This is a genomic window from Edaphosphingomonas laterariae (assembly GCF_900188165.1).
GTDB classification, from domain to species: Bacteria; Pseudomonadota; Alphaproteobacteria; order Sphingomonadales; family Sphingomonadaceae; genus Sphingomonas_E; species Sphingomonas_E laterariae.
The window spans coordinates 25,850-40,756 of the sequence record NZ_FZOS01000021.1 but is presented as its reverse complement, the minus strand read 5'-3'; the positions used below and the strand labels follow the sequence as shown (position 1 = coordinate 40,756).

The following is a 14,907-nucleotide window of genomic DNA, read 5'->3' as shown; positions in this document are numbered from 1 at the left end:
GAAAGGGTCGATGGGCTCTAACGCGTGCCGTCAACCGGCTTTGGCCCCGCCTCTCTCGCTTGCCTGGCGCGGTTTCGGCGGGCTTTTGACGCGCGCCTTGCCCGGCTTGGCGACGCTGCCGGGCCTGGCTGCCGCTGGCGGCTGCGTATCCGGTCTCGCCGACGAAATGAGAGCTGCTTCATTCTTTTTAGCCAAAGTCCTTGCCGCCTTCGCGGGCCGTGCAGCGGTCGATCGGGACGGCCGGGTCGCAGCCATTGGCTTCGCGCCAGATCTTGCGGGTGCGGCCGCGACCGATGCGGGCGTTTCAGCACTGGCTTTGCGGGCGCGTGCGCGTGTTGCGCTGGGGCTGGCGGCACTGTCGGGCGCGGCGGGTTGAGAGGCCGGCTTCGACCGGGCCTTGCGTGCCGTGCCCGCCGGTTTCGACCGCGATCCACCGGCTTCGGGAGCGACGACCGGCGCCGTTGCGGGCAGGGCGGCGGCTTGCGCGGGCGCCGCCGCGACCTTTTTCGCTGCTGTTTTTCCTGGCGATGAAGCGTGGGACTTTGCAGCGACCCCTCTGGCCTTTGGCTTTGTCCTGGTTTTGGGTTGGGGGGCGGCTTCGGGCTGCGCAACAGGTGCCATGCTTGTCGCAGCCGGGGCGGCAACCCTAGCGGGGGCCGCGGGCTTGCGACCGAGCCCGAGCCGTTTAGCGACCTGACGGCGCGCTTCGGCATAATTGGCGGCGACCATTGGATAGTCGGCCTTGAGCCCGAAGCGTTCGCGATAACCGGCGGGCGTCAGGCCATGCTTTGAAAGATGCCGCTTCAGGGTCTTGAGCTTCGATCCGTCGATCAGGCTGATGAGATAATCGGGCTTGATCGAGGCGCGCACCGGTACCGCCGGGACATGCTCAACGATCGTCGCGGCTACCTCCTTGATGGCGCGGCCCATGTCGGTGATGGTGTCGTGCATCTTGCGCAGAAATTCTGGAACATCGTCCGGATTGACCCGCGAATTGGGGTTGTTGAGCCATGCGATGGTGATCTCGGTCGCAAGTTCGATCGGGTTGCGCTTTTCCTCGCCGGGCTGGTCGGACATGCATGCGCTCCATCAGCAATGTTAGCATGGGCTATACCGGGCACGGATCAGCGTCAATTTGCGGGGTGGACCTGGTCTTTCGGGTGAGGATTGGTCAGCCGCGCGCCGCCGCCTTCATGGCGGCGGCGCGCGGCGGATGTCCATGATCGCTGCCATGACGGAGAACCGGATTTTTGTCATTCTAGCATTGCCGGGAGCAGGACATATTGGCCAGGAATTGGCCCGGGCGAACCATGTTCGCCCGGGCCAATATTTCAGTCGGCCGGTTGTGGAGCGTCATCGCTCGAAGGTTCTCTGGGATCAGCACTGATCTGCTGCAGATCTTCCACAAGCGAAGACTGGATACGTGCATGTGCCGCCACGCTCGCGACGCCACCGCGTGCGGTATAGGCCGATGGCGGAAAGCGCATCCAGCGGGGCACCCAGCCTTCCACTTTTTCGCGACCATGGGTGCCCGCAAGGCAGTCGCGGATGATGCACCTGAGCGCCTTGGCCTTAGCGTCGCCATTGGCGCGTGCGACGGGTTCGCCGGCAATCTCGGCGAGCATTTCAAGCAGGATCGCGCGGTCGCGGACAAGATCGAGCAGACAATCATCGGTCTGCCAGACCGCATGCATCTCCACTTCAAGCCGCGATCCGACCGCCTCGAGCGCGTCGCTGCCGGCGGACAGGCTTTCGGCCATGACGAAGGCCGTCACCTCCATGATTGCTGGATCGGGCAGTTCGAGCAGGCGGGCGAACAGGCGCGGAATATCGGGTTCGTCACCCCAACGGCCGATGACGGCCTCGTCCGGCGGAAGGCCGAGCAGGTGGAGAATGGCGCATCGCCGTTCTGCGATGGTCGCTTCGGCCGGGGACTGCGCCACGCTGTCGCGGATGGCTTCATTGCGGGTTGCCTGCGGGTCCGCGCGGACATTCCAGAGCGGCGAGCCGGCGATGGCATGGGCGATCATCAGGCGGAGCGCGATCTGGCCATGGTCGAGCAATCGGGCGCGCACGGCGGCGTGGCGATGAAGATCGACATAGGACTGCATCGGGCCGCTCAGTTCGGGACGGGGTGGCTTCCGGCTGGTGGCGGGTTCGGCGTCCGCAGCATTTTTCCGCCGGGCCTCGGCGTGCGTCACATAGCCTTCATGGCAGATGACTTCGCCCGTCGAGCGGACATCCATATAGACCCTGCCGCCCTTGCGCTTGGGTGCCTTCTCATGCTCCCAGCACTGGAAATGCTGGTTGGGTCCGATGACCACGACATCGGCCCAGCCCTGATCGAGATAGGCCGCGCGCCGCTCCTCGATCGCCTGATTTTGCGCCACCCAGAAACTCTCGGCATCGATGAAATATCGGTCCTCGCCGAACAGGTCGGCGACCGTCTCGCAGGCCGATAGGTTGACGTCGAACAAGGCGTGCCGGACGGGGATCGACTGGCCGCCGAACAGCCAGGCCTTCAACTGGTGGCCGGTGGGGCAATAGGTGTCCGGATCGTCATGAAGTGCCAGCCATGCCCGTTGCTGGTTCTTGGAGGCCATGGTCAGGTGCCGCACGGTCGCGCGATCGATCGCCTCGGCGGCATGAAGCGCGCGGATGCGTGGCAGCAGATTGCCGAGTGCGAGGATGCGGCGAACAGTGATGCCAGGCAGGCCGAAGGTGGCCGCGATATCGTCGGGTTTTTCGCCCGCCTTCACGAGCCGGGTGAAGCTTTCCCATTGGGTGACTTCATTGGGGTCGAGCCGGGCGAGATTTTCGATCAGCGAGGCTTCGATGGCGGCGGCATGGTCGCGTTCGTCGATGATGGCGCAGGGGAGCGCATAGGCTTCGGTGGCCCCATCTGCCTGCTGTTCGGCGGCGATGATTCCGGCGGCGTGGAAGCGTCGGCGCCCGGCAAGTATCTCGAAGCGGGCCGCCGCATCGTCCGCATCGGCGTCCCGCAGCGGGCGCACGACCAGCGTCTGGAGCACGCCGCGTTTCCGGATCGTCGGCAGGATATCCGCGACATCCGGGGCCTTGCGGCCATGGCGCATATTGGCAAGCGACACACAGAGCTTGTCGAGGGGGATATATTCGAGTTTCATGGGATCACTCCTTTGCGAGTGCCGGTCCCGGCAGTTCATGAATCCTCTGACGGGACCGGCTACAGATGGGCGGCGAAACGCGCCGCCGGCGTCATCCGCTAGGGCTCCGAGCCGATATCGTGGCCATTACCGGCGTCGTCGCTGCCAGCGTCGCCGCCGGCATCGTTGGCCGGCGACGGTGCCGTTCGCGGAAGCGGGATGCCGCGCAAGAAGGGCGCGCGGGCAAGCAGGGTTTCGGCGGCGCGGATCGAGCCGGAGCGGCCGGCCCAATGCGCCCAGACCGATAGCGGGTCGCGGCTCTCGAACAGGATATCGCGCTCGATAGCGAGGCCGAAGGGCAGGCGGATGCCGCCAATCTCGCCGAGCGAGAAATGACCCAGTTCGGGGCAGCCGAAGCCGAGATCGGCGAGGCCGAACAGCGTGTCGCCGTCTTCGCCAAGTTCGGTTACGAGCCAGGTCGCCGCCCCCAGCGGATTGAACAGCTTGAGGAGTGGCGGCGGATCGAGCGGCATGCCGCCGGCTTCGGCTTGGGCACACCGGGCGGCCTGCTGGCGCAGCGCGTGGCGCAAGGGAGCAGGAAGCACGATCATGGCCGCTCTCCCAGATGGCGGGCGATGGCCGGACCGCCCAGCGCCAGCAGATGATCGGCCGCCTTTGAGGCCGCACTCGCCGCGCGGAAGATCGCGCGGACATCGGCGCGCAGGACAGCGAGCCACGCCCCGATATAATCGGCATGGCGGACGGTCGGCCTGATGCCGAGGCCGGCACAGAGAAAGGCCGAGCAAAGTTCGGCTACCAGTTCCTCGCGGGCATAGCCGGCTGTGCCGAAAGGTTGCGCAAGATCGCGGGCGAGGCGCGAGCCATGGCCGGTCCAGTGACCGAGTTCATGGAGCGCGGTGCGATAATAATTGATCTGGTCGGAAAAGGCCGGCTGCGGCGGCACCTGAATATAATCGGCATCGGGGGCATAGAAGGCACGCGATCCGCCGATACGAAAGTCCGCGCCTGTCGCCATGATCAGCGCTTCGGCGACCGGTACGATTTCGCGGTCGGGAAGGGCCGGCGCATCCGCCGCGATATCCGGCGGCAGGTCGTCGCATTGGGCGATGTTGAACAGCGTGAAGCGCTTGAGAAAGGCGATGCTATGGGCTTCGCCGCCGTCGCGTGCCGCGCGGATCCGTTCCTGTTCCGGCGTGAACCGGTCGGCATAGACCACGGTCACGCCCTGTTCGCCTTTGCGGACATGGCCGCCCAGCTGCACGGCCTGACGGAAGGTCAGCCAGCCTTGGCCCGGATAGCCGCGCGCGATGACCGCGCCCCACAAAAGCAGAATATTGATGCCCGAATAGGCTCGACCGCTCAGCGCGTTGCGGGGAAGGCCGGGCGGCGGCGCGGCCGGGGACGCGCTCCAAGGCTGCACCCATGGAATGCGCCCTTCCTCGAGTTCGGCGACAATCCGCGCGGTGACGCTTTCATAGAGGTTCGCGTGCAATTGAGGATTTGCACGAGGTTCCGACGACCGGCCAGTGTGCGACCGGCCGGTGTTCGAGCGGCCAGTGTTCGACCTGTCAGTGTTCGACCTGTCAGTGTTCGACCTGTCAGTGTTCGACCTGTCAGTGTTCGGCCGGTCACCCGATGGCTGTTGGCTGGACAAATGGCGCATGGCTTCCTCCTTGCCCGCCCAAAAGCAAACCACCCCGGACAAGGCGGGGGAGGGCGGCGAGAAGCGAGGCAGGGGCCCGGATAAGCGGCCGGGATCACCCGAAAGGGCCGGAACGCACGTGGAGGAGCCCCGTGGGACACGGGGCTTGGCCCCGGTCGTGACGGGCCCATGGACGAGCGTCGCCCGCACCCGGCTTGTCGGGGTGGCCAGTCCCAGCAGACGTCACCGCGCTCCAGGCGCGGTGGCCGCGTTCGGGACCGCTGGCGGGCCCGACCCCCGCATCAGCGTCGCGTGCGCAATGTCATGGCCGCCTGGCGACGGTGGCCCAGCAGCGCGCGAGCTCCGCGCCATTGCCGACCGGCTCATCAACCGGGTCAGAATGCTTGGCGGATGCCAGAGAAGTGAAAGTCAAATCGACTGCGATGTGCATCACCAGAGGACGAGCAGGGTGTTCCCGACCGACGGGGGCAATTTAGGGCTTAAAGGTCGCAGACGCCGGATTGCATCATGTGGCCTTGCATTGGTCTTCATCGGCGATAGTCTGGACAGGCGCCGCGAGATGGGCGGCGCCGAGGCGTGAGAACCTTGCCTAAGACCGACGGACTGGACCAATTCATGGTTGCCGGTTGGCCGTTGCGCATGTCCAGGCCCCTCTGGGGGCTAAAGGCGGCGGCGCATGTTTAGGCATGTTCTCAACGACCGGCATGCCGGTCGTCGTCTCGAACGGGAGACGACGATGGCGGACCTTGTGATCGATCATGGCGTGATGGGTGCGTGCGCGAGGGCTTGCGCGTGCATCTGAACCTGTGGAGCCCTTCCGATCCCGATGAGGAGGAATTTCATGCCCAGATGGCGGCCATGCCCGCGCCGGGCCAGGATATCGGCGCGCTCTACGAGGCGGAGGCGCCGCGTCTCGGGCGCTTCTTCCGCCGTCGCCTCGGCCGCGCCGACCAGGTCGCCGACATGGTGCAGCGCGTCTTCGTCCGACTGCTGGGCATGGATCGAGGCGGGCGGGGAACGCCCGACCGGCCGGAAGCCTGGTTGACGACGGTCGCGGGCAATCTCGTACGCGACGAGGCGAAGTCGGCGCGAAGCCGTGCCGAGGCGACCTGTGTCCCGCTCGACGAGGAGCGCGCCCCTGCGATCGACCCACATCGGGCGCTCGAAGCACGCGATATGCTCAGGCGCGTCGATGAGGCTATAGTCACGCTTCCCGACCGAACCCGCGAGATCTTCATGGCGCATCGCTTCGACGACCTGACCTACGCCCAGATTGCCGATCGGCTCGGGATCAGCGTCAAGACGGTGGAGGCGCATATGTCGCGCGCGCTCCAGATCCTCCATCGCGCAGCCGGCTTTCCGGAATGACGCAAGGGGAGAGACCGCCCTCGTCCCCGGGCGCCGAGGCGGCCGAGTGGTGGTCGCGCCACAAGGCAGGGGACATGACCGAAGGCGAACGGCTGGCTTTTGCCGCGTGGCGCGAAACGCCGGCCCATGCGCGGGCATTTGCCCAGATCGAGCAGGTCTTCGCGATGACGCTGAAAGGCGAGGTCGCGCGCGAACACGCGGCCGTCGCCAAGGTCCGCTCGCATCGCGACGCGGGCCTGATGCTGGCCTTCGCCGCCAGCCTCGCGGCGGCGGCGATCGGAGGCGGAGCCTGGTTCGGCTGGCTGGGGCCGCGGGCGCAGCATGAGGCGCCCGCGCTCGACCATGCCAGCGCGGTGGGCGAGATCCGGACATTACGGCTGGCCGATGGCTCGGTCGTCCTGCTCGACACGGATTCGCGGGTGCGGGTCGCCTTTTCGGCGTCGGAGCGCCGTGTCACCCTGCTTGCGGGACGCGCGCGCTTCGAGGTCGCGCATGATGCGGCTCGCCCTTTCCTGGTCCGGGCGGATGGCCAGGCGATCATTGCGGTTGGCACGGTTTTCGACGTGCGTCTCGCCGGTAACCTGGTGTCGGTCGATTTGATCCAGGGCAAGGTGCGCGTCGAGGACGGGCGGCCGGACGAAGCGCCCCGGCAGGTGACCGAGCTTGTGGCGGGGCAGCGCCTCGCCGTCGAGCATGGCGCGCCCCCGGCGGTCGTGCCGCTCGATGCCGCTGATCCCTGGCCCGATCGGATACTGGCCGTCGACAATGCGACGCTGCGCAGCGTTGTCGACGAGGCGAACCGCTACAGCCGGCGGCAGATCATTGTCGCCGATCCTGCGCTTTCCGAGCGGCGCGTCACGGCAACCCTGAAGCTCGACGACGTGGATGGGGTCGCGCGCAAGCTGGCCGGGGCGCTTGATCTTGGCGTGACCCATGATCCCGGCGGCGATGTGGTGCTTGCACCCGGATCGGACATTCCCCCCATCGCGAAATAATCGCATAGGGTATTTCCCAGTCGCCTCGTCATGCCCCCCGAACCCAAAGCAGGGAGAGGGGCAAAATGCAGCAGGCAACAGGTTTCCGCGGCCGGGTGGCGCTTTCGATTTCGACCGCATTGGCGCTGGCTATCGCCGCCATGCCGGCGCGGGCTGGCGAGCGGGCGGCACAGGCGTTCGACCTTCCCGCGCAGCCGCTGGGCGCGGCGCTGGCCGCTGTCGCTCGCCAGTCGGGGATTGAGCTGATTGCTCCATCGGCGCTGCTTGCAGGCAGGACCGCGCCATCGCTCAGCGGCCGCTATGCCCCCCGCGAGGCGCTCGACGCGCTCCTTGTCGATAGCGGACTGGTGATCGTCGAGCGCGATGGGGTCTATGGTCTTCGCCCCGCAAGCGCCGTGAGTCACGAAGCGGAAAGTCGCGGCACGATCGTCGTGACCGGTACGCGTATCCGGGGCGGCGGAGCGGCGGGCGCCTCGGTGATCACGATCGACCGGGCCGAGCTCGATCGCGGCGGCTATGCTACCACGCAACAGATGCTCCAGGCGCTGCCGCAAAATTATGGCGGCGGGCCATCCGAGGCGACGCTCGGCATCAGCCTCGGTAACAATGCAACCGCGAATACCGGCTTCGGCACGGGCGTGAATCTGCGCGGGCTGGGTACGTCTTCGACGCTCGTCCTGCTCAATGGCAACCGGCCGCCGCTTGGAGGATTTTCAGGCGCCTTTGCCGACGTCTCGATGATTCCTGCTTCGATGATCGAACGGATCGAGATCCTCGCCGACGGTGCGTCCGCGCTCTACGGCTCCGACGCGGTGGCGGGTGTGGTCAACATCATCCCGCGAACCCGCTTCGAAGGTCTCGAGGTCAGCCTGCGCGCGGGCACCGCCGATGGCGATTTCGGGGAGGTGCAGGCGGGCATCATTGCGGGACAGAAGTGGGCCAGCGGACGCGTCGTGCTCGCTTATGAATATTTCGACCGCGGCCGGCTGGCGGCTTCGCAGCGCGATTATGCCACGGAGGATCTGCGGGCCTTTGGCGGGCCCGATTATCGAACCAGCTACGCCAATCCCGGTACGATCCAGTCGGGCGGCACGACCTGGGCGATCCCGCGCGGTCAGGATGGTCGGGGCCTCGCGCCAGGCGATTTCACGCCGGATACGGTCAACAAGGCCGATGCGTGGGCCGGCGAGGATCTGCTGGGAAGCCAGGAACGGCAGGGCCTCTATGGGCGGGTCGAGCAGGAATGGCGGGATCTCACTTTCTATGGCGAGGGGCTTTATGCCGATCGCCGCTTCGCGACGCGAGCCAGGCCGATAAGCCTGCAGCCGCGCACCGTCCCGGTCGGCAATCCCTTTTATGTCGACCCCGCTGGCACGGGCCAGCCGGTCCGTGTCCAATATGATTTCAGGCGCGACCTGGGATCGGAGGTCGCGGAGGGACGTGTGCGTGCCATCGGCCTCGACGGCGGAGTCCTGTGGACCCGGGGCGCCTGGGAGGTGGACATGCATGGCACCTTTGGCGAGCAGAAGGAGCGATCGAGCCTTCTCAACCTCGTCAACAATGCGCGCCTGGCGCAGGCACTTGCCGATACGGACCCCGCAACAGCCTATAATCTGTTCGGCGACGGGCCTTCGACCAATCCGGCGACGATCGAATTCGTCCGCGGTTCGAGCACGACCTACCAGACCTATCGGCTCTGGTCGGTGGGGAGCAGGGCGGACGGGCCGCTTTTTGATCTGCCCGCCGGTTCGGTCCGACTGGCGGTCGGCGGAGAGTATCGCGAGGAGCGCTTCGCGGCTGATGGGATCAATGACCGCTCGGCACCGGTGCCGATCGCGCTGCCTATCGAGTTACCGGGCCAGCGCGATGTGCTGGCCGGCTTTGCGGAACTGGCGGTCCCCCTCTTCGGGTCGGACAATGAGCAAGCGGGGCTGCGGAGGCTGGATCTCTCGCTTGCCGGGCGTGTCGAACATTATAGCGACTTCGGGACCACGGCCAATCCGAAGCTCGGCATCGGCTGGACGCCGATTGATGGCGTCAGCTTCCGGGTAAGCTATGGCACGAGCTTTCGCGCGCCCGCATTTTCCGATCTCGACCAGTCGATCAACTCGCGGATCATCTTCGCGCTGCCGCTTGCCGATCCAGCGTCGTCGACGGGGAGCAGCAATGCCCTGGTGCTGCGCGGCAATGATCCCGGCATCGGTCCGGAGCGCGCGACGACCTGGACAGCGGGGACGGACATCGAGCCTGCATTCCTGCCCGGCGCGAAGCTCAGCCTGACCTGGTTCCACATTCGCTATCGCGACCGGATCGTCGATCCGTCGTCGGAGCTGTTCAGCATGTTGCCCAATCGCGCGACCTATGGCGCGCTGATCGACGACAGCCCTTCGCCGGCGGAGGTTGCCGGCTATTTCGCGGACCCGACCTATGTCGATATTTCCGGGCTGCGGCCGGATGACATCGACCTCGTCATCGATGCGCGGAACCAGAATCTTTCGGTCGTGAAGCTCGAAGGACTGGATTTCGATCTGGGCTATGCTGCGAAGCTGGCCGGTGGCGATCTTGGTCTCGGCGTCAGCGGCTCCTGGCTGATGCGCTATGATCAGGCGGTGACGACCGAGGCGCCGACGGCCGACATCGTCGATACGCTCGGCAACCCGGTGGATCTGCGCTTCCGCGGCCGTGCTTCCTGGTCGAAGAACGGGTTCGGCCTTGCCGCCTTCGTCAATTTTGTCGACGGCTATTCCAACCAGACGGCCAGTCCGGCGGAACAGGTGGACGGCTGGACGACGGTCGATCTCCAGCTCAGCTATCAATTCCCGGCCCAGGGGCGCGCGGGCATGACGCTCGCGTTCAGCATCAGCAACCTCTTCGATGCCGATCCGCCTTATGTGAACAATTTCAACGGCATTTCGGCGGTGGGCTTCGACCCCAATGCGGCGAGCCCCGTGGGGCGCATGGTCGCGATCCAGGCGAAGCGCTCATGGTGAGCCGGTCACGCTGGCTTGGCTGCGTCGCCGCGATGGCCATCGCATCGCCTGCCTGCGCGGCATTTGCGCGCGAGGACCCGGCCTGTGCCAATCTTGTGCCGCCAGAGTCCGTGAACGCGCCCATCCGCCCGATCGCGCCGCGCGACCTGATCGAGCTGCGCGATGCCGGCTTTCCCGTGTCCCTGACCGTGGGCAATGTGCCGATGACGGTTTCACCTGACGGCAAGCGTTTTGCCTTCCATCTGCGCAAGGCAGATGTGGCGGCGGACCGCTATTGCCAGGGCATATTCGTGATGGACATCCGGCCGGGCGCGCGGCCGCGCCTGCTCGCATCGGGCGGTGAACTGATGCGCGAGACGATGCGCTTTGCGGGACTCGAAGAAATTCCCAGCGGGACGCCGAGCGCGGTCACGCCGCGCTGGTCGTCCGACGGACGCTGGCTGCTGTGGCTGCGGCGCGACGACGGGGTGACGCAGGTCTGGCGCGTCCCGGCTGATGGGGGCGAGGCGCGCGCTATCACGCGGTCCCCGATCGACGTGAAGGATGCGGACTGGACCGCTGACGGCGCCATCGTCTTTTCCACACGTCCGGGACTGATCGACTTCAAGGCGGCTGTCGCGCGCGAGGAACCGGAAGGGCATCTTTATGACGAGCGCTATTTCCCCGGCGCCGACAATCGACCGCATCCGCTGGCACCCCTGGTCTATGGCTATGACCGCATAGATCCGGACAGCGGTGTGGTTCGGGCAGCGACGCCGGCCGAGGCCAGGATCCTCATCGAGCGGCCGACCTATGATCCGCGGCCTTTGCTGCGGGTCGACGACGGGCAGGGGAGGACGGCGTGGACCGAGCGCGACGACCCGGATTCTCCGTTCGGACCAACCCGGCTCTCGGTCTCGATCCGTGGCAGGCGCCACGACTGCAATGACTGCGGCGTCAAGGTGCAGGGCCTGTGGTGGGTCGATGGCACATTGCTCTTTCAGACCGCTGAGGGGACCGACAGCGGCGAAATCGGCTTCTATCGCTGGACACCGGGCAAAGACGTTCCGCGCCAGCTGTTCCGGTCGCGCGACCTTTTGATCAATTGCCTTGGAACGGCGCGTCCGGAGCTTCTATGTGCCTATGAGACGCCGACGCGCCCGCGCCATTTCGTGCTGCTCGATCCCGGGAGCGGCAAGATCGAGACGCTGCTCGACGTCAATCCTGAGTATCAGCGGGTGCGCATTTCCTCCGTGCAGAGGCTGCATTTCAGAACGAAGATCGGGCTCGAGGCCTATGCCGACCTCGTGCTGCCCCCGGATCACAAGCCGGGCGACCGGCATCCGCTGATCGTGACGCAATATCTCTCGAAGGGCTTTGTGCGCGGCTCCACGGGAGATGAATATCCGATCCAGTATTTCGCGTCGCGAGGCTATGCGGTGCTCAACTTCCAGCGCCCCTGGGGACATATGGCTCCAGGGACGCCATTGATCGCCAGGCGTGCCGCCAATGACAATCTCTGGGATCGCCGCAATGTCCAGGAAGCGATTGAAGCGGGCGTGCGGACGGCGGCCAGTCTCGGCGTCATCGACACCAGGCATATGGGTATTACCGGGCTGAGCGACGCGGCGGCGTCGAGCATTTTTGCACTGATCAATTCGAACCTGTTTGGCGCGGTGGTGGTGAGCGGCTGCTGTGACGAGCCCGAGTGGGCCGAGGGCAGGATGGGGCTTGGCTTTGCGGCCGTGCAGCGGTCGTGGACGGGCTATCCCGTCCGGGGCGATGCGAACTTTGAGACCTTCTGGCAGGCTTATGCGCTCAGGCGGAACACGCACATGCCCAGCGTGCCCTTGCTCATTCATGTCAGCGATTGGGAAATGCCGCTGGCGATCGAGACCCATTTTGCCCTGAAGCGCGCGAACTGGCCGATGGAGATGTATGTCTTCGACAATGAATTTCACCTCAAGACCGGACCGCGCCACTTGGCCGCGATCTATCGGCGAACAGTGCGCTGGTTCGATTATTGGTTGCTTGGGCGACGCCACCCCGGGGCCGAATGGCGCGAAGAATATGAACGCTGGGACAAGCTGCCGCGACCGAAGCGGGTCACCGGCCTGACGAACGAAACGAGATGAAGGTGCGGCTCAACGCCAATGCTTTGCCCAAGCCTCGATTTCGGCGAAGGCGAGCAGGCGGTAGAACTGGTCGCCGACGATCAGCGCGTCATCGCGGAGCAACGTCTCCGCCTGTTTGCGGTCGATCAGCCGCTGGCGCGCCAGTTCGCCCTCGAGGACAAGCGATCGCAGCAGTGGACGGTGCTGGCGGAAGATCGCTCCGGCCATGGCAGCGACACCGCCCTTGCTGCGTCGCGCGGCGATCGTGGGCAGTCGGTTGGCCAGGAGGCGTCGCTCGGGGACGCGATCGACACCGCCTTCGAAGAAGCGCCAGCTGGGCATTGCCAGGCAGGCTTCCACCATCGGCTGGGCAAGGAGCGGGAAATGGATTGGGCGCAGCTGCCCGCGGGGAAAGCCGCCGACATGATTGAGGATGGCGAGGATTGCCTCCACATGGCGTCGCTTACCGGGCAGGATGTCGCCGGGGTCGGCGACCCAGGGATGGGCTTCCGCCATCGGGAAGCGGGCGATCGCCGTCGGATGCAGGAGGCTGTCGTCTCGCGGCCATGTCCGGTCGTGGCGCCAGCCGGTCAGATGGTGCCAGGCCGGACGCAAGGCCGCCCAAATGTTCACCTCGTGCGCCCCGGCCAGGTCGAGCAGCGTTCGGGCGAACCCCAAAGGCGACCGGGTCTGCAGCAGCCGGTCGGTTGCCGGCGTCGCCGAGTTCATGTTGCAGAAGATATTGTCGCCGCCGCCGCCGCTCATAAAGGCGTCGGCGCCGATCGCTTCGGCAGCTTCGGCAAGCAATTGATCGCTTGATTGCGCGAAGGCCCGCACCACGGGGCCTGGCAGATGGGGGGCGGGACATCTGCCGGGATGGGCCAGCTCGGAGCGGTGCGGCAATTCGACAAGTTGCCGGCCGAGCGTATTGGCGACATGGCGGGCATAATGTCGCTCGTCGCCGTCTCCGGCCCGGGTGGCGAGCGTGGCACAGCTGAAACGCGCGCCGGCTTCATCCAGGGCCAAGGCGAGCAGCGAGGAATCCAGGCCACCTGACAATTCCAGCAGAATATGGTCATGGCCGGCAGCAAGTGCTGCGACGCAGGATGCTGTCGTCCTGCTCAGGACGGCGAGATCGGGCGGCGGGCAGGCCAGGAAATCCTGCGGCCTCCAGATGCTCGCGGCCACGCCATCAAGATCGGTGACGCTGCCTGGGAACAGCTCATGGCAGCCGTGGATGCGCGTGCGTTCGATCATGAGGTCGCGAAAGATCAGCCCGTGGACGACGCGCGACCAGTCGATATGCCCGGTGATCAGGCCGAGATCGCGGGCGAGCGCGGGATCCGATGCAATCGCGCGGATTTTGCTGGTTGCGATCCGGTAGCAGACATGGCCCGCCGTCGGATCGCGCACCGTGCGCCAATGGCCCCCGCAATGTAGAATGGCGCAATAGCTGCCCCAATGATCGCGTAGGAGCGACTGGCCTTCACTGGCGATGATCGTGTGCGCCTCGGCCGTTGAAAGGCTGGTCAGCCGGTGCGCATCTGCCCTGCGATATAGCTTACCGAGGATCAGCCCTTCTGTCCCGACGGGAACAGGGCTGAGGGATGGCGCCGCGACGAGCTGGACGCCGGCGATGTGGCGGGTTTCGAGCCCGATGGCATTCGCCTTTTCGAGCAGGGCTTCCCGCATATGGTCGGCGATGCCGTCGGCGCCGGGGAAGAGCGCGATGAACCGTTGATCGCTCATGCCACTAAGATGGGGGTGAACGCCCCGACATGACCGAGGCGATCGTTGATGAGGAGGTCGCTCTTCTGGACCCAGCAATGGGCGAGAAACGGATCGAGGGTGACACCAATCACGAGCCGGGCATCATGGCCAAATGCGCCGAGGAAGTCGAGCAGGGCCAGGGAATCGAGCAGGCAGGAATATGCGATCGGTATCGTGCGGCGATGCCGCCGGTAGGAGGCCCAGATATCGGGGATGGCAGGCGGTGGCCGGCGGGCATGATTGCTGCGGCGGCGCTGCAGGCGCTCGAGCGAGACGGCAAGCGGATGATGGTTGGTCTCCCAGTGACGGCGCGCAACGAGCCATGCGACGCGATACCAGCGAACGGCGTCGGGGAGCGGAGTATTGCCTGCCTCGCAAAGGCTGGACCGGGGTGGGTCGATGGGCGGGGTCGCCAGCGACCGGGTGCCGTCGACGAGGATGCCGGCTTCCACCAGCGCTTTGGCCGGAGCCGTGCGTGGCCGGTCAAACCAGGCCAGAAAGGCCTGCTCGAGGGCGCCGCCAAGGCAGAAATAGCGATCGGCCGCCACGTCGAGAAAGACCGGCCGGTCATTGGCGATGGCCACATGGAGGTCGGGGCGCAGTTGCATGGCGGGTGGCCTTGGAGAGGCAGCGCCGACCTCCATGTGGCGATCGGCGCTGCCCTTGCCGTCAATCGTCGCTGATGCCCGGGATGAGCACTTCGCCGGCGCCCGGGTCGAACCGCGGACCCCAGGGCCCCCTGGTTTCGACGCTGGCGGTGCCGAGGTCGATCAGCTCGTCATGCTCATGGATGCGTTCCATGACACTCTCCATCCAATGTCATCAAGAGCGATGACGGAGCCGAGTCTAGGGCGATGGTCCGGGACAGGAATTTTATACGGC

At 66.0% G+C, this 14,907-nt stretch carries 10 protein-coding genes and 1 pseudogene; 4 read left to right on the top strand and 7 right to left on the bottom strand.

Annotated features, from left to right (window positions below):
* Window positions 1–30 precede the first annotated feature (30 nt).
* The 4 genes and pseudogenes from CHB74_RS15710 to CHB74_RS15695 form a co-directional block, all read right to left on the bottom strand.
* Entirely contained in the window at window positions 31–1,077 is a 1,047-nt protein-coding gene (locus tag CHB74_RS15710) for a Ros/MucR family transcriptional regulator (RefSeq protein ID WP_089220590.1), read from the bottom strand.
* Window positions 1,078–2,822: 1,745 nt separating this feature from the next.
* Window positions 2,823–3,146: pseudogene (locus CHB74_RS22815) on the bottom strand (ParB N-terminal domain-containing protein); the annotation flags it as partial.
* 98 nt (window positions 3,147–3,244) lie between these two features.
* Window positions 3,245–3,736: a DUF2958 domain-containing protein gene (locus CHB74_RS15700; protein ID WP_089220588.1), complete on the bottom strand. Its 492-nt coding sequence runs from the start codon at window positions 3,734–3,736 to the stop codon at window positions 3,245–3,247.
* Window positions 3,733–4,638 (bottom strand): ArdC family protein, encoded by a 906-nt coding sequence (locus tag CHB74_RS15695; protein WP_245842966.1) that lies wholly within the window; start codon window positions 4,636–4,638, stop codon window positions 3,733–3,735. Before CHB74_RS15695 ends, CHB74_RS15700 begins: the two co-directional genes overlap by 4 nt.
* Before the next feature lie 1,020 nt (window positions 4,639–5,658).
* On the opposite strand from CHB74_RS15695, the gene CHB74_RS15685 reads away from it, so the two are divergent.
* The 4 genes from CHB74_RS15685 to CHB74_RS15670 all read left to right on the top strand — a co-directional run bounded on the left by CHB74_RS15685 (window position 5,659) and on the right by CHB74_RS15670 (window position 12,276).
* Window positions 5,659–6,177: an RNA polymerase sigma factor gene (locus CHB74_RS15685; protein ID WP_144033816.1), complete on the top strand. Its 519-nt coding sequence runs from the start codon at window positions 5,659–5,661 to the stop codon at window positions 6,175–6,177.
* Window positions 6,174–7,172, top strand: a complete 999-nt coding sequence (locus tag CHB74_RS15680; protein WP_089220584.1) for a FecR family protein — start codon at window positions 6,174–6,176, stop codon at window positions 7,170–7,172. The genes CHB74_RS15685 and CHB74_RS15680 overlap by 4 nt, the downstream gene beginning before the upstream one ends.
* A gap of 65 nt (window positions 7,173–7,237) precedes the next feature.
* The gene (locus CHB74_RS15675; RefSeq protein WP_089220583.1) at window positions 7,238–10,162 is read left to right on the top strand and encodes a TonB-dependent receptor; all 2,925 of its coding nucleotides are present in this window, start codon (window positions 7,238–7,240) and stop codon (window positions 10,160–10,162) included.
* Window positions 10,163–10,194: 32 nt separating this feature from the next.
* Window positions 10,195–12,276, top strand: a complete 2,082-nt coding sequence (locus CHB74_RS15670) for an Atxe2 family lasso peptide isopeptidase (protein ID WP_179220869.1) — start codon at window positions 10,195–10,197, stop codon at window positions 12,274–12,276.
* A gap of 9 nt (window positions 12,277–12,285) precedes the next feature.
* Here CHB74_RS15670 and CHB74_RS15665 read toward each other — a convergent pair whose 3' ends face one another.
* From CHB74_RS15665 to CHB74_RS21680, 3 genes are all read right to left on the bottom strand, one after another.
* Window positions 12,286–14,004, bottom strand: coding sequence for an asparagine synthase-related protein (locus tag CHB74_RS15665; RefSeq protein WP_089220581.1), 1,719 nt, complete (start codon window positions 14,002–14,004; stop codon window positions 12,286–12,288).
* Window positions 14,001–14,633, bottom strand: coding sequence for a lasso peptide biosynthesis B2 protein (locus CHB74_RS15660; protein ID WP_179220868.1), 633 nt, complete (start codon window positions 14,631–14,633; stop codon window positions 14,001–14,003). Before CHB74_RS15660 ends, CHB74_RS15665 begins: the two co-directional genes overlap by 4 nt.
* A gap of 61 nt (window positions 14,634–14,694) precedes the next feature.
* Window positions 14,695–14,826: a benenodin family lasso peptide gene (locus CHB74_RS21680; protein ID WP_144033815.1), complete on the bottom strand. Its 132-nt coding sequence runs from the start codon at window positions 14,824–14,826 to the stop codon at window positions 14,695–14,697.
* Window positions 14,827–14,907 lie beyond the last annotated feature (81 nt).